Source organism: uncultured Pseudomonas sp. (assembly GCF_913774235.1).
Taxonomy (GTDB): domain Bacteria; phylum Pseudomonadota; class Gammaproteobacteria; order Pseudomonadales; family Pseudomonadaceae; genus Chryseomonas.
This window is the reverse complement of sequence record NZ_CAJYDW010000017.1, coordinates 198602-216286: the sequence shown is the minus strand read 5'-3', so window position 1 is coordinate 216286 and position 17685 is coordinate 198602. Positions and strand designations below refer to the sequence as shown.

Genomic DNA, 17685 nt, shown 5'->3' with positions numbered 1-17685 from the left:
GCCAGTCTAGCGGTTCCTGCGGGGTTGCTGGCACCGGGCCAGGGTTCGCCTGAGAGCGCGTCTCGGCTAAACTGCGCGGCTGTTCGCGTTACGGATCCTGACATGGCTGCTCTGCCCGCCCGCGCCCTGGGCCTCGACTTCGGTACCTCCAACTCCACCGCCGGCTGGCTGCGGCCCTCGGGCGACGTGCTGCTGCCCCTCGAAGACGGCAAGGCCACCCTGCCCTCGGTGATCTTCTTCAATGCCGAAGAGCGCCGTCCGGCCTATGGCCGCCAGGCGCTGCACGAATACCTGGAAGGCTACGAAGGGCGGCTGCTGAGATCGCTCAAGAGTCTGCTCGGCTCCAGCCTGCTCAAGGGCGAAACCAGCATCCTCGGCAGCGCCCTGCCCTTCACCGAGGTGCTCGGACTGTTCCTCGGCACCCTCAAGCAGCGCGCCGAACAGCAGGCCGACCGCGCCTTCGACGCCGTGGTACTGGGCCGCCCGGTGCACTTCGTCGACGACGATCCGGTCGCCGACCAGGAAGCCGAGGACACCCTGGCCGCCGTGGCGCGCCAGGTGGGCTTCAGCGACATCTCCTTCCAGTTCGAGCCCCTCGCCGCCGCCTTCGACTACGAGCGCAGCATCGAGCGGGAGGAGTTGGTGCTGATCGTCGACATCGGCGGCGGTACCTCGGACTTCTCCCTGGTGCGCCTGGCGCCGGAGCGGCGCGAGTTGGCCGACCGTGCCGGCGACATCCTCGCCACCGGCGGCGTGCACGTCGGCGGTACCGACTTCGACCGCCAGCTCAGCCTGGAGGGCGTGATGCCGCTGCTGGGCTACGGCAGCGCCATGAAGAGCGGCGCCACCATGCCCACCAGCCACTACATCAACCTGGCAACCTGGCACACCATCAATGCCGTCTATGCCAAGAAGAGCGTGCTGGCCCTGCGCGACATGAGATACGACGCCCAGGACAGTCGCTGCATGGATCGCTTGTTCAAGCTCATCGAACAACGCGCCGGCCATTGGCTGGCGATCCAGGTGGAAGACGCCAAGATCGCCCTGACCGACGACTGGCGCCGCACCCTGCGCCTGGACCGCATCGAGACCGGCCTGGCCGCGGACCTCGAACGCCCGCTGTTCGACGCCGCCATCGCCGTGCAACTGGAACGCCTGAGCCGTGGCGTGGACGACCTGCTGGCGCGCGCCGACCTCGACCCGGCGCGGGTCGACAGCCTGTTCTTCACCGGTGGCTCCAGCGGCATCCCGGCGCTGCGCCAGACCCTGGCCAAGCGTTTCCCCGGCGCCCGCCTGGTGGACGGCGACCGCTTCGGCAACATCGGCAACGGCCTGGCCATCGAGGCGTTCAAGCGCTACGGCTAGGGTTGCCGCCTAGCTCGGCGCCGGTCGCGCGCTCGATCAGGCGCCGAAGGCCCCGTCGATGGTGTGCATGGCACCGGTGACGAAGCCGGCCTCGGGGCCGGCCAGCCAGGCGACCATGCCGGCCACCTCTTCGGCGCTGCCATGGCGCTTGATGGCCATGAAGCTGTGCATCATTTCCTTCAGCGGTCCATCGGCCGGATTCATGTCGGTATCGATGGGCCCCGGCTGCACCACGTTGACGGTGATGCCGCGCGGTCCGAAATCCCGCGCCAGGCCACGGGCCAGGCCTTGCAGCGCGGATTTGCTCACGGCGTAGGCGGCCAGGCCGGGGACCGGCATGCGGTCGCCATTCACCGAGCCGATCACGATGATGCGGCCACCAGCCGGCATCTGCCGCGCGGCTTCCACCGCGGCGTGATAGGGCGCCTGCACATTGATGCGCAGCAGCCGGTCGACGGCGTCCGGGTCCTGCTCCAGCGCATCGCCGAAGAGGGCGACGCCGGAATTCACCACCAGCACATCCAGCGGGCCGCTGTCCCGCACCCGGGCGATGACCGCGTCGCGGTCGGCGCTGTCGGTCGCTTGGGCTGTGCTACCGGTTTCCGCAGCCAGCGCCTGGGCGGCGTCCTGGGAGCTGGAATAGGTGAAGGTCACCCGGGCACCCTCGGCGGCGAAGCGCCGTACGATGGCTGCGCCTATGCCGCGGCTGCCGCCCAGCACCAAGACCTTCTTGCCTGCAAAATTCGCCATGACCCTAACTCCTGATTAATGTAGTGAGTGCTACAATAAACCTCACCCAACCTCTGTCAAAGCATTTTTGTAATGAACACTACAAATAAACCCGCACCTCGTGGACGACCGCGCCGCTTCGATCCGGACGAAGCCCTCGTCCAGGCTCAGCGCCTGTTCCATGAAAAGGGTTACGACGGGGTGAGCGTGGCCGATCTGACCCAGGCACTCGGGATCAGGCCGCCGAGCTTCTATGCGGCCTTCGGCAGCAAGCTCGAGCTGTACCAGCGCGTGCTCGAGCGCTACATCTCGAATGGCGCCCTGCTGCTAAGACAGATCCTGGAGGCCGAGCAGTCTCTGGCGGTGGCCCTGACGCAGGTGCTGGAAGAGGCGGCGCGCAGCTATGCGGTCGATCCCGGCGCGACCGGTTGCCTGGTGCTGGAAGGCACTCGTTCCGACGATCCCCAGGCCCGCGCGGCAGCCGACCGTTACCACCAGGCGGCCCAGGCGCTGATCAGGGCCCGGATCGCCGCCTGCCAGCCGCAGCGTGCGGAGGAGTTGGCCGACTTCGTCATCACCACCATGGCCGGACTCTCTGCCAGCGCCCGGCATGGCCAGAGCGTGGAGCGCCTGCTGGCGAGTGCACGCCTGGCGGGCCTGGCGCTGACCCAGGCGCTTGCCGCGGATGGAGCACGCCTTGACGGCTGCGACCTTTAGTCCGACGGCCGCCGTGGCTGACCGCGCGGCGCCGCTGGAGTAAGGTGGCGGCCTTCAAGCCATCTTCGAGAGAGTCTGTCCCATGTCGCTGGAAATCGTCGACCATCCCGCCCTGGAAGTCACCGGCCTGCTGTTCGAGCCCGGCCAGGGCGAAGACATCGCCGCCCTCTGGCGGCGCTTCGCCGACCGCGCGGGCGAGATTACCGGCCGCGAAGGCGAGGCCGAGTGGTATGGCCTGAGCTGGCGCCAGGCTGGCGCCATGCACTATCTGGCTGCCGTGGCCACCGCGCCGGGCGCGCCGCTGCCTGCCGGTATGGTGCGCCAGGAACTGCCGGAAGGCCGCTATGCCCGCTACGTGCACCTGGGCACCGCGCCCAGCGTCGCCAAGAGTCTCGGCCGGCTGTTCGCCGAACTGCTCCCCGCCCGCGGCCTGCAACCCCGTCCCGGTGCCTGTTTCGAGCACTACACCGAGGCCTTCACCGGGGTGGATGCCCAGGATTCGCAGATCTACATCTACGTGCCGGTGTTCTAGAAGGTTGCCGTCAGGCGGAACGCCGCGCGGCGGACGGGACGTTCGTCAGCTGCGGCTTGCCTCGCGGCATAACCCTTTCCAAGCTGGGGATATCGCCCGCAACCTCAGGTGCACGATGTCCCTGCCCGAGCTCCAGCATTTCATCGCCCGGCACGAGCGGATCTTTCTGCTCACCGGGGCCGGTTGCAGCACCGATTCCGGCATTCCCGACTACCGCGACCGCGACGGCGCCTGGAAGCGCCCGCAACCGGTCACCCTGCAGGCCTTCGTCGGCGATGACCTGCTGCGCCGTCGCTACTGGGCGCGCAGCCTGATCGGCTGGCCGCGCTTCTGCCAGGCGCGACCCAACGCCACCCACCAGGCCCTGGCGGCCCTGGAAAGACGCGGCCAGGTAGAGATGCTGCTGACCCAGAACGTCGATCGGCTGCACCAGGCCGCCGGCAGCGAGGCGGTGATCGACCTGCACGGCCGCCTCGACCAGATCCGCTGCCTGGGTTGCGAGCTGCGCCTGCCGCGCCAGGAATTCCAGCAGTGGCTGGGCGAACTCAATGGTGATTGGCTGCAGCTGGACGCGGCTACCGCGCCGGATGGCGATGCCGATCTGGACGGCGTGGATTTCATGAGTTTCCGCGTGCCGGACTGCCCGCGCTGCGGCGCCCTGCTCAAGCCGGACGTGGTGTTCTTTGGCGAGCACGTGCCCGGCGCGCGGGTGGAGCGCGCCTTCGCCCACCTGGACCGCGCCGATGCGCTGCTGGTGGTGGGCTCCTCGCTGATGGTCTATTCCGGCTTTCGCTTCGCCCAGGCCGCCGCCCGCGCCGGCTTGCCCATCGCCGCCCTGGGCTATGGCCGGACCCGCGCGGACGATCTGCTCGCGCTCAAGGTGGAAGCCTCCTGCGCCGAGGCGCTGGCCTTTCTGCTGGAGCACCCGAGTACACCGCGAACGCACCTTACGCCGGCACTTCGCAAGGCCGCGGCGCCCGCCCCAGATGCATCAGCGGACGCTCGATCCAGCGGTAGCTGAACATCGACAGCAGGCAGGCGAGCCCCAGCACCGGTGGCAGCAGCGCCATGAAGCCGACCGTGCCCAGGACTTCGACCGAACCCAGATCGAGCAGGGTGAAGAGTCCGTAAAGCAGCAGGCCATGGGTGAGATAGAGGCTGTAGCTGATCTCGCCCAGCACCTTGAGGCCGCGACTGCGCAGGAGACCGAAGAGGTCGTTGCCGGCAGCCATGGCGGCGAAGGGCAGCGCCAGCGCCAGCATCTGCTTGAGGCTGTAGTCCGGCTGGACCATGGCGTAAGCCACCAGCGCCAGCGACAAGGCCGCCACCAGGGGTGTGCGCAACCCAGCCAGCAGCGCCGGCCGATGGACCTTAAGGAACACTGGCAGGAAGCCCAGCAGGAACAGCAGGCCGAAGCGGGCGCCGAGCACATGATAGTGATAGCCGGCGGCAACCAGGCCGCCCACCAGCAGCGCCGAGATCAGCAGCGGCAACCCGAAGCCACGGCGATTGAACAGCGCGGCGATGATCGGCAAGGCCAAGTAGAACAGCGCCTCATAGCGCAGTGTCCAGTGGGCGCCGGCAGTCATCCAGCCGCTCTCCTCCAGGCCGTTGAGACTGAAGCCGGAAAACAGCTCCCAACTGAGCAATTCGAGCATGAAGTGCTGGCCGTCGGCGATGACGAAGTGGGTGCGGATCAGGGTGAAGAGCACCACCACGGCCACCACGCAGAGATACAGCGGCATCACCCGCAGCACCCGCGAACGGAGCAGTTCGCCCCAGTCCGGCGTGCGGCGATAGACCTTTCCGAAGAACAGGTAGCCGGTGATCATGAAGAACAGCGAGACCGGCACCACGCCCAGGTTGTAGAGCAGGGTGCTGTCGGGCTCGCGCCACTGGCCCTCGGCCTTGAGGTGATAGGTCAGCACGAAATGCAGGCAGACCACGGCGGTGGCGAGGATGCCGCGTAGGGCATCCAGCGGCGAGGAGCGCGCCAGGGTCTCCTCGGTCAGCAGCGGGCTGCGGCGCAGGGCGAAGGCCAGCAGCACCAGGGTGCCCAGGTAGAGGGCGATGGGGAGAGCGACGTCAGTCATATCCGTGACCTTCTTGACAGGAACCGGCAAAGACCCGCCCCCAGACCACCGGAGCGGTCGCCGGAGCGAGCGAGAGAAAAGCGCGACAGCCGGGCACGCTACCGCGCGGTACGCGACCGAGGGCAGAGGGACCGGAAAGGGAGGAGAACAGCGGCGAGCGGAAGGATCCGCTGCCTCAGGAAAGCGCGAGAACGCCCATCAGACAAGTCTTGTTACAGGCGTTCCCTCGGGTTAGACGTTCGTTGGCCTCCATCTGCGGCTCTGGCGCGCCGCTTCACGGCTGCATGCCGTTCGTCGGCGTCCGTGATCGAGATCAGGCAATCCGATCTCGACGTCAGCCAATGCTGCCTTTTTGGCTGCACTCGTTGCCAAAAAGGCAGCATTGGCCACCCGGGTAGCTCTTGCGTCCAGGCCTGTCTCAGGGCGCCAGAGCCCGCGCCACCACCGGGTAGTGATCCCACACCTGGCCGTCCGCCATCGAGCGCAGCAGCTTGACGTATTCGGCGTGGGACCAGGCCAGGGGCGTGGCGGAATCGGTGCCCTGCCCCTTGGTGTAGCCATGGCGCCGGTTGTCGCCCACCCCGTCCCAGACCTGCTCGGGCAGCATCAGGCCGGCGTTGGCGAACAGTTCCAGGCCGCGGACATAGGTGTCGCGCAGCTTGGTCAGCGCCGCCGCATCCGGCTTGCCCTGCAGGACCAGGCGCGCCAGCTCGTAGTGGCCACGTTCGCCGGTGAAGATCGGCCAGACCCGGCCGCGCAGGCCGGAATTGGGCACCGGCTGCTCGGTAGCCGGGAAGTTGCTGCCGGAGGTCTCGCTCTCGCCATAGCCGTCGTTGCCGTAGCGCCGCCAGCCGGGGAAGGTGCCGGTCACTCCGGGATACTGGAAGCTGTACTTGACTCTCAGATTCTCCGGCAGGCCTTCGTCGTCCAGTACCGCCAGGCTTTTCTGCACCAGGGGATCGCCTGCCGGGCGCACGCCGTAGCGCACCAGTTCGAGGAAGCCGGCGTCCAGCACCTGGTCTTCCGGCAGGCCCGGACGGCTGTTGTTGTCGACCAGCTTGCCCTTGTCGTTCGGGTCGGGATTCTGGGTGATGCGAAGGTAGTAGTTACCGGCACCCAGGCTGCCCTGGGTGGTGGCCATGGTCTTTTCCACCTGGCTCGAATAGCGTCGCGCGGTGTCGCGGTAGCGGCTGGCATTGGCCTCGTCGCCGGCATGGCGCGCCAATTCGCTGGCCGTGGCCAGCCCTGCGATCACCGCCGCAGTGGTGGACGGCGAATAGCCCCACTGCTCTTCCCAGCGTTCCTGCTGGGTCTGCGGCGGCTTGACCTGCCAGGTGTTCCAGCCCAGGTTGACCTGGCTGTCGCGGGCGAGGAAGTCCGCCGCGGGCCTGAGCATGTCGCGGTACCAGCGATCGATCTCGGCATCGCCCAGGAGACCGCCCTGCCAGAGGCGATAGCCGAGCATGATCGGCATGGCGGTCTGGTCCAGTTGCACCCCGACCCATTCGATGGTGCCGTCGACGTGGGTCTTCTGCAGGAACCAGCCGGTGGCGCCGGGCGCGCGGACCTCGTCGCCCTGCTTCTGCTGGTGGATGAAGGCGGAGCTGTCGGCCGGCTTGCGCGCGGTGTTGGCGTCCACCTGCACCTGCTTGAGGTAGCTGAAGGCGACCTTGGGCGTCTGCCGGTCACCCAGCGCCAGCAGCGCCATGGCGCACTGGTAGAAGTCCCGCGGCCAGACCGCCTTGTAGCCGGTAGTGCCCTTGGCGGCCGGCACCGTTTCGCCCCAGGGGTTGGACAGCGAGGCGATCAGGGCGCCGGCGTGGGTCTTGTCTTCCTGGGCCTTGAGCACCAGGGCGCTGGCGTTGAGCAGCTTGCCGCCGTCGCCGGCCTGGGCCTGCAGGCGCGGCAACTGGTCGAGACTGGCCAGGTAGTCCTGCCAGCCGATGGCCTCGCCTTCGCCGTTGTAATGGGCCAGCACCTTCCGATAGCCGCGGGCCAGGGTGGCATCCGCGGCGGCCTCGGCCTGGCGCGGATTGGCGCCGAAGCCCACCACCACGTCCAGGATGGTCTCGGCGCCGGTGAGCGGCAGCTTGGCCAGCATCGCGACGTTGCCGGCCTGGTCGCCGGTGCTGCTGTAGAGCTGGGTCAGCTTGCCGTTGCGGCGCAGGTCGTCGAGGCCGTCGGAGGTGCCGACGAAGCCCACGGTCGGTGTCTGCAGCGGCTGGCTGGCCTTCACCACCAAGGCGTGCTGGCCCTCGCTGGCGTAGAGCACCGCGCCCTTCACCGCCGCGCGATCATGGCTGCCGCTGTTGGCCAGCGCCGGATCGACATAGAGATAGGGCTGGATGCGCGGGTCCTGGCTGCGAAAGATGACGCGCATGACCAGGGTGTCCTGGTCCGGGTCGGTGAAGACGTGCTTCTCGATCTCGTAACGGCCCTGGCGGTCGCGATTGACGATCTTGTAGGCCAGGGAGGTGGGCCGGCCGGCGGCGTCGGTGGCGAGGTAGCTGATGCGGCTGTCGGTGTCGTCGCGTTCCAGGTGGGTGAAGTCGGGGCCGCGGACCACCAGTTGCATCTCGCGCAACTGCGCCTGGTGGATGAGCCCCTGCATGGTCTCGGTGACCACGCCCTGGGCCAGCGAGAACCACACCCGCGAGACGCGGCCGGTGCTGGCCTGGTCGCTGTAGGCGCCGTCGCGATAGGCCTCGTAGCTGGTGCCGATGCCGGTCTTGCCGGAGTAGGACCAGAAGGGTACGGCGCCGGGCGCGCCGGGGGCATCCAGGGCGAACGCCAAGGGGGTGAGGAAACAGCTGGCGGAACACAGGAGCGGACGGACGAAACGTACGGGCATGGGCGGTCGGGCCTTGTTCTGGTTATGCCGAAAGGCGCATGGCAGAGAGCGTTTCGCCCTCCCCGTCGGTAAGCCTAGTCGGATTTTTCCAGGGCGCCGCTCAGCCTTCGTCCCGCTGCGCTTGGGCGACTGGCGGTAGATGGCACGCCAGGGGCGAGTCCGGCGCCAGCAACGAGGTGCGGATGAAGTGCAGGTAGCTGGCGATGCGCCGCAGCGGCGAGCGGTCGAAGTCGCCCGGATTGGGCTCCAGGTGGCGCTGGGCCTGGTGCGCCAGCAGGATGGCCTGGTCCACCGCGCTCAGGGCGCGGGCCAGGTTGGCGGCGTTGGGCTGGCGGAACAGCCGCACCAGCGCCCGGCCCAGGGCGCGGATGGCCAGGCGCCAGGCGCGCTGCTCGCGATACCAGGGCAACGGCGGCAGGGCGGCCTGCTCCAGGCGCAACTCGATGATGGCGTGGCCCAGTTCCAGGCTGAGAAAGGTCCAGCGCAGCAGGCGCCGCTGCACCAGCGGCTGGCCCGCGGTCAGCACCTGCACCTGGTTGAGCAGGTCACGCAGACCGCCATCGAAGCGGCTGCTCAGACCCGGCAGAGGCGCGCCGATGGCGTATACCAGCCGCTCGCGCAGGGCGTTCTCCAGACGGCGCCAGACCCAGGGCTGGCTGGGTGGCAGCAGCACGCTGACGGCCAGCACCGCCACGCCGCAGGCTACTAGGTAGGCCAGGTAGGTGTTGCAGAAGAGGTCGGCGTCGTAGCGCGGCAGATTGCCCGGCAGCGCCGCCGAGCAGAACCAGACCATCAGCCCGGTGCCATAGCCCGCCAACCGTGGCCGGGTGATCAGCCAGGCGCCGGCGGCGAACACCGGCGCCAAGGTCAGCAGCAATAGGGCGAAGCCATCGACCCAGGGCAGCACCTGGAATTGCAGCAGGCCACCGGCCATGGCCCCGACCAGGGTGCCGCCGGCCAGTTGCAGGCAATAGCGGCGCGGATCGGCCGAGGTGGAGGCCAGCGCCGAGATCAGCCCCGCCGCCAGGGTGCAGGCGGCGCCGCTCGGCCAGGCGGTCTCGATCCAGAACAGCCCCACCCCCAGCACCACCAGGGCACTGCGCAACCCGGCCATCCAGGCCACCGCGCGACTGGCCAGGGGCGTGAAGGTCTCGCGTGGCGCAGCAGGCGACCGCGACGGTGTATCCAGCTCCAGCTGGGTGTTCAGCAGCAGGTGCAGATCCTCGGCGAAGCGATAGAGCAATTCGGCGGCGGTGTCGTAGTCGAGCCGGTCGACCTCGGCCGCAGGCGCCGTCCGGGCCAGTTGCTGGCGACCGGCGCGGATCGCCGCCATCAGGGATTCGCGCTCCGCGGCCAGGCGCTGGTTGAGCCGGCGCAGATCGCGCTCTTCCGGTAGCCGGCCCAGGCCCGGCGCCAGGGCGGCGGCAACCAGTTCCAGGGCGGGCGCCAGGGCCTGACGCACGGCTGGGGGCCGCGCGGCCAGGCGTTCGAGCAGCTGGTAGAGGGCGTGGAAACGGGTATTGAGCAGCATGAAGCGGTTGCCCAGGGCCGCCAGGCGCCCACTGCGGCGGCGCAGGTAGGGCTCCTCGAAGACGCTGGCGCTGCGCAGACTCTCGAAGCCCACGGAGTCGGCGGCGAACCGGGCGCTGAGCCCGGCGAAGCGCTCGGCGTCGAGCCGGCCGAGCAGGCCGTCGTGGGCCATGGCGAGAAAGTCGCGCAGGCGCTGCGCCAGGGTGCGGCGCAGGACGCCGCGGGTGGTCTGCGGCAGGATGGCCACGCTCACCACCCCGGCGCAGCAGATGCCCAGGGCGATCTCCAGCAGGCGCCATACCGCCTGGAGGAAGGCGCCCTGGGGCTCGGCCACCGCCGGCAGCCCCACCAGGCAGGCGGTATAACCGGCGAGCAGGAAGGCATAGCTGCGAAAGTCCCGATAGCGCGCCGCGCCGCGGGTGCAATAGCCGATCCACAGCACCAGGGCGCCGAGCAAGAGCACCCGCTCCTGGGCGAACAGGCCGATGGCGGCGACGGTGAAGGTCAGCCCGGCGAGACTGCCCAATACCCGATAGAAACTCTTGGCCAGCACCTGGCCGCTCTGCGGTTGCAGGACGATGAAGACGGTGACCAGCACGGTGCTCGGTTGCGGCAGCTCCAGGCGATAGGCCAGCCACAGCGCCAGGGCCGCGGCCAACAGCGCCTTGGCGATGAAGGCCCAGGTCTGGCCGTCGGTGCGGGCCCATTCGCGGCCGGCGCGGCGCCAGGCATTCAGGCTGGGCCAGCGTTTACGCGGAACGGAGCGGGAGGGCCGCAGGGATAAGGGCGACGCGAGGGGCATGCTGGGCAACGACGGAATCGATGGGAGGGGGCGAGACGCAGCGCCTCGGCGGCCATTCTAGGAAGTCGAGTCCACCCCGATTAAGCCGGGTGCGACAGCAAAGAGCCTTAACCAAAGAGCGAGTAATGACCCACAATGGCCCTTTGTCCGGCCCTGCCCTCGCCCATGGATCACCTCTTCAACCTGCGCGCCTTCGCCTGCGTGGCCCAGACCGGTAGCTTCACCGCCGCCGCGCGCCAGCTGGAATTGACCACCGCCTATGTGTCCCGGGCGGTCAGCCAGTTGGAGCAGCACCTGCAGACCCGGCTGCTGCACCGCACCACCCGCCAATTGCGCCTGACCGAGGCCGGCGAGCGCTATCTGGTGCGTTGCGAGCGCATCCTCGCCGATCTAGACGACGCCGATGCCGAGGCCCGCGACGCCCTGACGGTGCCGCGCGGACGGTTGCGCATCCACACCATGACCGGCCTCGGCCAGCACTATCTGATCCAGAGCCTGGCCAGCTATGGCGAGCGCTATCCCGAGGTCGACCTAGATCTGCAACTGACCAACACCTTCACCGACATCCTCAAGGAAGGCTACGACCTGTCGCTGATCCTCGCCGACGGCCTGGCGGATTCGGCCTTCCATTCGGTGCGCCTGGGCAGCACCCATAGCGTGCTCTGCGCGGCGCCCGGCTATCTTGAACGCGAGGGTCGCCCGACCACACCGGCGGACCTGGCCGGGCACCGCTGCCTGCGCCTGGTCAATCGCGCCATGGCCCCGGATCGCTGGTTGCTGGAAGGGCCGGAGGGGATAGCCGAGGTGGCGGTGGATCGACCGCCGTTCCAGGTCAATACCGCCGATGCCCTGGCCGAGGCCGTGGCCAACGGCCTGGGCATCGGTGCCCTGCCGCTGTATGCAGCCGTCGCCGGCCTCGCCAGCGGTCGGTTGCAGCGCGTGCTGCCCAGGCATCGGCTCTATGGGCTGGACATCCATGCGCTCTATCCCTCACGGCGCTTCCTCGACGCCAAGATCCGCACCCTGGTGGATCACCTGCGCGAGACCCTGCCCACGCTGCTGGAGCGTGATCGACAGCTGGTCGAGGGCAGCGCCTAGCTGCGTTGCTCGGGCAGCATCCGCTCCAGGGTTCCGTCCCGGCGGATCGCCACGTGCCAGACGACCGCCGCCACGTGCAGGATCACCAGGCCATAGACGGCGAACTGGCAAGCTACATGGATGCGATTGGCGAGGATGCCGAGGGCTTCATACCGGGGAAATCCGGGTAGCGAAAATACCCCGAACACCGGCACCGGCTGCCCCTGGCCGGCCATCAGGTAGCCGGTCACCGGCATCAGCAGCAGCACGGCATAGAGCAGGCCGTGGTTAAGACCGGCGAGCAGTCGCAGCAGCCGACCGTCTCGGGGGTTGGCCGGTGGCGCCGGATGCCGCCAGCGCCAGGTCAGGCGGATCAGTACCAGCAGAAACACCGAGATCCCGGTGGATTCGTGCAGCAGGTACCAGAGGGTCCGCACCGGACCGGGCGGAAAGTTTTCTGCCACCCAGACGAAGGGCAAGAGCAGGCACAGCAGGGCGACGGTCAGCCAGTGCAGCGCCTGGGCGAAGCCGGTGTAGCGAGCGATGGCCATGGGCGACTCTCTCCAGCAGAGGTATCCCGATAGTGCCCCAAGCGTAGGGACAAAGACGCTACGCCTGGAGACCGTCCATCAGAGCCTCAGAGATGAATCAGCGCAGCCAGCGCCAACACCAACGCCGGGATCATCACCAGGGTGCCCAGCTTGAGGAATTGCCAGAAGCTCACCGACAGTCCTTCACGACGCAACGCCGCCAACCACAGCAGGGTCGCCAGCGAACCGGTGATGGACAGGTTGGGGCCGAGGTCGATGCCGATCAGCACCGCTCCGGCGATCTTCTCGGAAACATGGGCGGTCTGGACGGCGGCGCCAGCCAACAGGCCCGCGGGCAGGTTATTGACCAGGTTGCTGCCGAAGGCCACCAGAAGCCCGGCCCCCCAGGCGGCACGTTCCGGGGTGGCCTGGGCGGCGGCCTGGAGCTGGCTGGCCAGCAGCTTCAGCACTCCCGTCGCCTCCAGCGCCTCTACCAGCACGAACAAGCCCGCCACCAGCGGCAACACGCTCCAGGAAATGTGCTTGAGCAACTCCAGACCGCCGCCGCGCTTGCAGGCCACCACCACCAGGAAGGTGGCGAAGCCGGCCAGGAAGGTCGGCAGACCCAGCTCCAGATCCAGCGCCGAGGCGCCGAGCAGCACCAGGATGGTCAGGATCAGGCCGCAACCGGCGATGCGTCCGGTGGTGGGCAGGGCATCCACCGCGCCCCCTTCGGACAGCTGCTCGGCGCGCAGGACCTTGGCCTGGGTCGCCCAGAGCGCAAGGAAGGTCGCGGCGATGGCCAGGATCGACGGCAGGGTGAACAGCGCCAGCCAGCGGCTCAGCTCGGGCATGTGCTCAGCGAAGACCACCAGGTTGGCCGGGTTGGAGATCGGCAGCACGAAGCTCGCCGCATTGGCGATGAAGGCGCAGGAGAACAGGTAGGGCAGCGGATTCTTCACCTGGGCGGCACGGGTGGCATAGTAGACCGCCGGGGTCAGCACCACGGCGCAGGCGTCGTTGGAGAGAAACACCGTGACCAGGATGCCCACGCCGTAGACCAGGGCGAACAGTCGTAGCGCCGAGCCCTTGGCCGCCCGTACCGCATGGCCGGCCACCCAGTCGAACAGTCCTTCCTTCCGGGCGATCTCGGCCAGCAGCATCATGCCGATGAGGAACAGATAGACGTCGGTGCCCTTGGCGATGCCATGCCAGACACCCTCCAGCGGCAGCAGGCCGAACAGGGCCAGCAGCACCGCGCCGGCCACGGCGAACAGCGCCTCGGGCAGGCCGAACGGCCGGGTGACCACCCCGAGGGTGGCCAGGCCGGCGATGATCCAGGTCAGCAGGTGAGGAGAAACTCCGAGAAACCCCATCTAGGACGCATTCCTTCTAATCGATCCGCGAGACCGGCCGGATGCCGGTCTCACCATTTGCGGCCATTGCGATTGGGCCCCAGTTGGGTACCCAGCACGCCCTTGGTCGGCCATTCGCCCAGCTGACTGTGATCCGAGCCCCAGTGCGCCGGGGCGGCGAGCGCCGGACGCTCACCGTGCAGCGCCACCTCGTCGCCGTCTTCTCCTCCCTGGGCATCCCGAACCCGGACCTGCAGGCGCCGGGTGCCTGCGGGTACCGGCCGGTCGCCACGATAGCGCCCCTTGCCCAAGGGCTGCAGGGGCCACCAGGGCCCTTCGTCAGCGCGCCATTCGCAGCTGTCCAGCGCGGCCGCGGCCAGCACCAGCGCGCGACATTCCTCGGCCTCGACCGCCCCGGCCGCGTTCAGCCGGACATCGCCGGGCGCGGTAATCTGCACCCAGGGCCCCGCTTCGCGCAACTCGCGGAAGCGCCAGCTCACCGCCTGACCATCGACGGTGACCAGGGCGAAGCCGGCACGCCCCTCTTCGATCTGGCCGGTGGAGCGGCAGGCGGCGTAGAGCACCCCGCCGTCATGCGCCAGCTCGTTGTAATGGGTGTGGCCGATTTCCACCAGCCGCACCGGGCCTTCGTGCAGCAGGCGCGCCACCCGTTCCGCCTCGCCGGGCCCGCGCAGATCGGCCGGATAGCTGTGCATGAAGACCACGCACTGGCGCTCCTGGCGGGTGGCCTCCAGCAGTTCCCGCTCCAGCCACTGCACCTGCTCGGCGCCGAGGCGGAAGTCCGGGCCGCCGCTGCCGGGGCCGCACATGTCGAGGAACAGGCAGCGCAGGCCGCCCACGTCCTTGGCGTAGGGTAGCTGGGGTACCTGTAGCTCGGCGTAGAAGGGCCCGAGATCGCCGCCCTCCATGTCGTGGTCGCCGGTGATCGCCGCTACCGGCAGGGGGAAGTCGGCCAGTGCCTGGCGCAGCAACCGGTATTGCGCCGGGGTGCCATTGTCGGCGTTGTCCCCGGGCAGATAGACGAAATCCAGTTCGGTGCGTCCGCGCAGCCGTTGCAGGATGGTCTGCAGGTCCCGGGCGTTGTCCGCCTCGGCGGTGGTCAGGTGCAGATCGCCGATATGGACGAAGGCGAGGAAGTCATCCTGGCGTGCCATGTCAGCCCCCCACCACCGAGCCGGTCGAACGCGCCGCAGTCCCAGCGACGTGCTCGTCGCGGGTCTCGGGCATCAGCAACAGATAGAGCACGAAGCCCACCCCGGCGATGGCCGCCAGGGTGGTGAAGGCCGCGCCGTAGCCGAAGCGGACGATGATCACCCCGGCGATGGTGGCACTGATGGCGGCGCCCAGGCCCTGGGCGGTGGCGATGGCGCCCTGGCTGACGTTGAAGCGCCCCGAGCCGCGGGTCAGGTCGGCGACGATCACCGGCATCAGGGCGCCATAGATCCCGGCACCGACGCCGTCGAGCAGTTGCACCGCCACCAAGTAGTAGGGGCTGTCGGAGAAGGTGTAGAGCACCCCGCGGATCGCCAGCACGGCGAAGGCGAAGAGAAAGATCGGCTTGCGGCCGAAGACGTCGGCCTTGCGCCCCACCAGGATGGCCACCGGCACCATCACGCACTGGGCGGCAACGATGCAGACGGCCACCAGCGAGGTGGCGCTGTCCTTGCCGACGATATGGGTCAGCTGCTGGCCGACCGAGGTCAGCATGGCGGCATTGGCCAGGTGGAAGATGGCAGCCAGCAGCGCCAGCAGCTGCAGCTTGCGATTGGCCAGCAGCGCCTGCCAGGCCGAGACCGGCTTGGCGTCGCGGGCGCCGTTTTCTTCGCCGAGGCCCTGGGCGAGGTCATCGTCGATCTCGTCCTGGGGCACGCGGACGATGGCGACGATGGAGGCCGCCGCCAGTAGCGCCATCAGCCAGAACACCACGGTGGGGCCGAAGAAATAGGCCAGGCCGCCGGCCAGGGCCGCCGAGACGGCGTTGCCGGCATGGTTGAAGCCTTCGTTGCGGCCGATGTGCCGGGTGAAAGCCTTGGGCCCGACGATGCCCAGGGTGATGGCCGCCAGCGCCGGGGCGAAGATCGCCGCCGCGGCATGGGCCAGCGACTGGGTGGCGGCCACCACGTAGAAGTTGGACACGAAGGGCAGCATCAGGCTGCAGATGGTGACCAACAAGGCGGCCAGGCCAACCATCAGGCGCTTGTGGCGGGTACGGTCGATCAGGGCGCCGGCAGGCGTTTGCGCGATCAGTCCGGCGATGCCGGCCAGGGTCATGATGAAACCGGCGGTGGCCTCGTTCCAGCCCTCCCCCGGGCCGCGCACGGCGATCAGGTAGATGGCGAGGTAAGGCCCCAGGCCGTCGCGGACGTCGGCCAGGGTGAAGTTGAGGGCATCCAGGGCATGACGAGCGCGACGCGAGGGTTCGGCGCCGGTCCCGGCGGCCGGGGAACGGGTCTCTGACATGAGCGGGCATCCGTAGCGAGGGTTAGGGGTCGCCCGGGTGATGTCCGCTGGACTGGCACCCTATGGCACGCCTCGCCCCGGCGCATCCGCGACGTCCGCACGACCGGTACGTCATGGCAAATCGCCGTCGCCAGGGGAGGTTGCAAAATGTGACAGGAGCGAAGCGGTGCTAGTGCCATGACAGTCGCAAAGAATCTGTCTGGCGCGGCGCTTTGCGGGTCGCGCCAGGCCCTGCCCACCCGGCCCGGCCTGGCGCCGCCTGCGTTGCGGCCGTCCGTCGCCTCAGGCCACCTGGCGTGCCGCGACCGAGCTGCTCTCCTGCGCCAGCACCACGGTCGCGCCCTCGTCGCTGCGCGGTCTCAACATCGACAGCAGATTGGCCTCGATGGTGGCGCACAGCTTGTCCATGGTGATCTGGTGCTGGCTCTCGGCGAAGGGCGCCTGCAGGTCGCTGCCGATACGCTCCAGGGCCAGCAGCATGAAACCGACCACGGTGGACACCAGCGGGGTGAACCAGCCCAGGGTCGAGACCAGCCCCAGCGGCATGGCGATGCAGAACAGGAAGCTGAACAGCTGCGGGAAGCACACATAGGGATAGGGCAAGGGCGTATTGGCAATGCGCTCCATGCCGCCCTGCCAGTTGGACATGTCCACCAGGGTCTCTTCCAGCCGTGCCAGGCGAATGCTGTCCAACCGGCCCTGGCGGTACTCGCTGGCGATCAGCTCGGCGGTGCCGGCGAGGACGTCGTTGGCGAAATTGAGGCTACCCTCGGCCAGCACCAGTTCGTGGCGGGCGAGATAGGGCGCGGCGGCCTGAGCCGGGTCCTGGCGCTTGAGCTGGGCGCGCAGGGCATGCAGATAGCCCATGTGCCGACGCAGCAGCACCGCCTTGACCCGGTTCTGGCCGGGGCCCTGGTCGTCGATCAGGGTCAGCACCTGGCGGCCGAAGCTGCGCGAGCTGTTGACCATGGCGCCCCACAGCGTACGCGCCTCCCACCAGCGGCCATAGGCGCTGCTGTTGCGAAAGCTGATCAGCACCACCAGCGCCGAGCACAACAGGGTCAGGGGTGTCAGCGGCAGATCGAAGCGCTCGTCGACGAACAGCATGGCATCCACCGTCACCGCCACGTCCCAGAGGAACAGGCCGAACAGCGACCAGCCGACATAGCTGAAGGTGGTGCGCAGGAACTGCACTTTCTTCTGGATGGAGCGGAGGGAAATCGGACTGGACATCAGGCTCTCCGAACGACGACGCGGACTCTCGATTCGTGGTTGCCCGTGCTGGCCTGCCATCGCACAGCGGGTATCGGCCCGCCGCCGTCCTCCTCCTGAGCATGCAACCTGTTCACGAGGCTAGTCGGCGGTCATTAAGTCAAACTTAATCCGGAGCGACGGGTGGATCATGGCAAAGTGCCGGATTAGAGCCTCTCACCACTGCCGTCGATGCTCTGGACGGCGGCTCTCCGCCAAGGCGACCGTCGATCGCTCACCCACACGCGCTGCCGTGCGTGAATGCCGATTCGTGAGGGGTATCCCATTCCGTGCCCAGCTCATTCGCCGGGCCCCAGGAGCGGCCCACCGCACTTTTGGGACGCCCACCGCCCTTGCCGGCAAGAGCGACGT

Annotated in this window: 14 protein-coding genes; 5 read left to right on the top strand and 9 right to left on the bottom strand. The window is 68.5% G+C overall.

Annotation, left to right across the window (positions count from 1 at the left end; genetic code table 11):
• The first annotated feature begins 102 nt into the window (after positions 1-102).
• Entirely contained in the window at positions 103-1365 is a 1263-nt protein-coding gene (locus tag QZ471_RS18015) for an Hsp70 family protein (RefSeq protein WP_295466313.1), read from the top strand.
• Positions 1366-1401: 36 nt separating this feature from the next.
• Here QZ471_RS18015 and bdcA read toward each other — a convergent pair whose 3' ends face one another.
• A complete protein-coding gene (gene bdcA, locus QZ471_RS18010) occupies positions 1402-2115 on the bottom strand; it encodes an SDR family oxidoreductase (RefSeq protein WP_295466311.1) in 714 nt (237 codons plus the stop codon).
• Positions 2116-2187: 72 nt separating this feature from the next.
• Here bdcA and QZ471_RS18005 point away from each other — a divergent pair, with 72 nt between their 5' ends.
• The 3 genes from QZ471_RS18005 (at position 2188) to QZ471_RS17995 (ending at position 4364) form a co-directional block, all read left to right on the top strand.
• Entirely contained in the window at positions 2188-2811 is a 624-nt protein-coding gene (locus QZ471_RS18005) for a TetR/AcrR family transcriptional regulator (protein WP_295466309.1), read from the top strand.
• An 82-nt stretch (positions 2812-2893) separates the two neighbouring features.
• Positions 2894-3343, top strand: a complete 450-nt coding sequence (locus tag QZ471_RS18000; RefSeq protein ID WP_295466307.1) for a GyrI-like domain-containing protein — start codon at positions 2894-2896, stop codon at positions 3341-3343.
• A gap of 115 nt (positions 3344-3458) precedes the next feature.
• Positions 3459-4364: an NAD-dependent protein deacetylase gene (locus QZ471_RS17995; protein WP_295466305.1), complete on the top strand. Its 906-nt coding sequence runs from the start codon at positions 3459-3461 to the stop codon at positions 4362-4364.
• Here the strand turns inward: QZ471_RS17995 and QZ471_RS17990 are convergent.
• The 3 genes from QZ471_RS17990 to QZ471_RS17980 form a co-directional block, all read right to left on the bottom strand.
• Positions 4291-5436, bottom strand: coding sequence for an acyltransferase (locus tag QZ471_RS17990; protein WP_295466303.1), 1146 nt, complete (start codon positions 5434-5436; stop codon positions 4291-4293). The genes QZ471_RS17995 and QZ471_RS17990 overlap by 74 nt on opposite strands.
• A 418-nt stretch (positions 5437-5854) precedes the next feature.
• On the bottom strand, positions 5855-8287 hold the full coding sequence (locus tag QZ471_RS17985) for a glucan 1,4-alpha-glucosidase (protein ID WP_295466301.1): 2433 nt from the start codon (positions 8285-8287) through the stop codon (positions 5855-5857).
• Positions 8288-8387: 100 nt separating this feature from the next.
• Positions 8388-10619: an FUSC family protein gene (locus tag QZ471_RS17980; protein ID WP_295466299.1), complete on the bottom strand. Its 2232-nt coding sequence runs from the start codon at positions 10617-10619 to the stop codon at positions 8388-8390.
• 165 nt (positions 10620-10784) lie between these two features.
• Between QZ471_RS17980 and QZ471_RS17975 the strand changes: the two genes are divergently transcribed.
• A complete protein-coding gene (locus tag QZ471_RS17975) occupies positions 10785-11717 on the top strand; it encodes a LysR family transcriptional regulator (protein WP_295466771.1) in 933 nt (310 codons plus the stop codon).
• On the opposite strand, the gene QZ471_RS17970 is transcribed toward QZ471_RS17975, so the two are convergent.
• From QZ471_RS17970 to QZ471_RS17950, 5 genes are all read right to left on the bottom strand, one after another.
• Positions 11714-12247, bottom strand: coding sequence for a cytochrome b (locus QZ471_RS17970; protein WP_295466297.1), 534 nt, complete (start codon positions 12245-12247; stop codon positions 11714-11716). The genes QZ471_RS17975 and QZ471_RS17970 overlap by 4 nt on opposite strands.
• An 86-nt stretch (positions 12248-12333) precedes the next feature.
• Positions 12334-13602 (bottom strand): arsenic transporter, encoded by a 1269-nt coding sequence (locus tag QZ471_RS17965; protein ID WP_295466295.1) that lies wholly within the window; start codon positions 13600-13602, stop codon positions 12334-12336.
• A 50-nt stretch (positions 13603-13652) separates the two neighbouring features.
• The gene (locus QZ471_RS17960; protein ID WP_295466293.1) at positions 13653-14756 is read right to left on the bottom strand and encodes a metallophosphoesterase; all 1104 of its coding nucleotides are present in this window, start codon (positions 14754-14756) and stop codon (positions 13653-13655) included.
• Position 14757: 1 nt separating this feature from the next.
• Entirely contained in the window at positions 14758-16062 is a 1305-nt protein-coding gene (locus tag QZ471_RS17955; protein WP_295466291.1) for an MFS transporter, read from the bottom strand.
• Between the two features lie 282 nt (positions 16063-16344).
• Entirely contained in the window at positions 16345-17295 is a 951-nt protein-coding gene (locus tag QZ471_RS17950; RefSeq protein ID WP_295466289.1) for a bestrophin family ion channel, read from the bottom strand.
• Positions 17296-17685 lie beyond the last annotated feature (390 nt).

What these genes read in the sequence shown, in the direction of transcription:
- QZ471_RS18015 (WP_295466313.1), top strand. Translation starts at nt 103, where the DNA reads ATGGCTGCTCTGCCCGCCCGCGCCCTGGGCCTCGACTTCGGTACCTCC.
- bdcA (WP_295466311.1), bottom strand. Translation starts at nt 2,115, where the DNA reads ATGGCGAATTTTGCAGGCAAGAAGGTCTTGGTGCTGGGCGGCAGCCGC.
- QZ471_RS18005 (WP_295466309.1), top strand. Translation starts at nt 2,188, where the DNA reads ATGAACACTACAAATAAACCCGCACCTCGTGGACGACCGCGCCGCTTC.
- QZ471_RS18000 (WP_295466307.1), top strand. Translation starts at nt 2,894, where the DNA reads ATGTCGCTGGAAATCGTCGACCATCCCGCCCTGGAAGTCACCGGCCTG.
- QZ471_RS17995 (WP_295466305.1), top strand. Translation starts at nt 3,459, where the DNA reads ATGTCCCTGCCCGAGCTCCAGCATTTCATCGCCCGGCACGAGCGGATC.
- QZ471_RS17990 (WP_295466303.1), bottom strand. Translation starts at nt 5,436, where the DNA reads ATGACTGACGTCGCTCTCCCCATCGCCCTCTACCTGGGCACCCTGGTG.
- QZ471_RS17985 (WP_295466301.1), bottom strand. Translation starts at nt 8,287, where the DNA reads ATGCCCGTACGTTTCGTCCGTCCGCTCCTGTGTTCCGCCAGCTGTTTC.
- QZ471_RS17980 (WP_295466299.1), bottom strand. Translation starts at nt 10,619, where the DNA reads ATGCCCCTCGCGTCGCCCTTATCCCTGCGGCCCTCCCGCTCCGTTCCG.
- QZ471_RS17975 (WP_295466771.1), top strand. Translation starts at nt 10,785, where the DNA reads ATGGATCACCTCTTCAACCTGCGCGCCTTCGCCTGCGTGGCCCAGACC.
- QZ471_RS17970 (WP_295466297.1), bottom strand. Translation starts at nt 12,247, where the DNA reads ATGGCCATCGCTCGCTACACCGGCTTCGCCCAGGCGCTGCACTGGCTG.
- QZ471_RS17965 (WP_295466295.1), bottom strand. Translation starts at nt 13,602, where the DNA reads ATGGGGTTTCTCGGAGTTTCTCCTCACCTGCTGACCTGGATCATCGCC.
- QZ471_RS17960 (WP_295466293.1), bottom strand. Translation starts at nt 14,756, where the DNA reads ATGGCACGCCAGGATGACTTCCTCGCCTTCGTCCATATCGGCGATCTG.
- QZ471_RS17955 (WP_295466291.1), bottom strand. Translation starts at nt 16,062, where the DNA reads ATGTCAGAGACCCGTTCCCCGGCCGCCGGGACCGGCGCCGAACCCTCG.
- QZ471_RS17950 (WP_295466289.1), bottom strand. Translation starts at nt 17,295, where the DNA reads ATGTCCAGTCCGATTTCCCTCCGCTCCATCCAGAAGAAAGTGCAGTTC.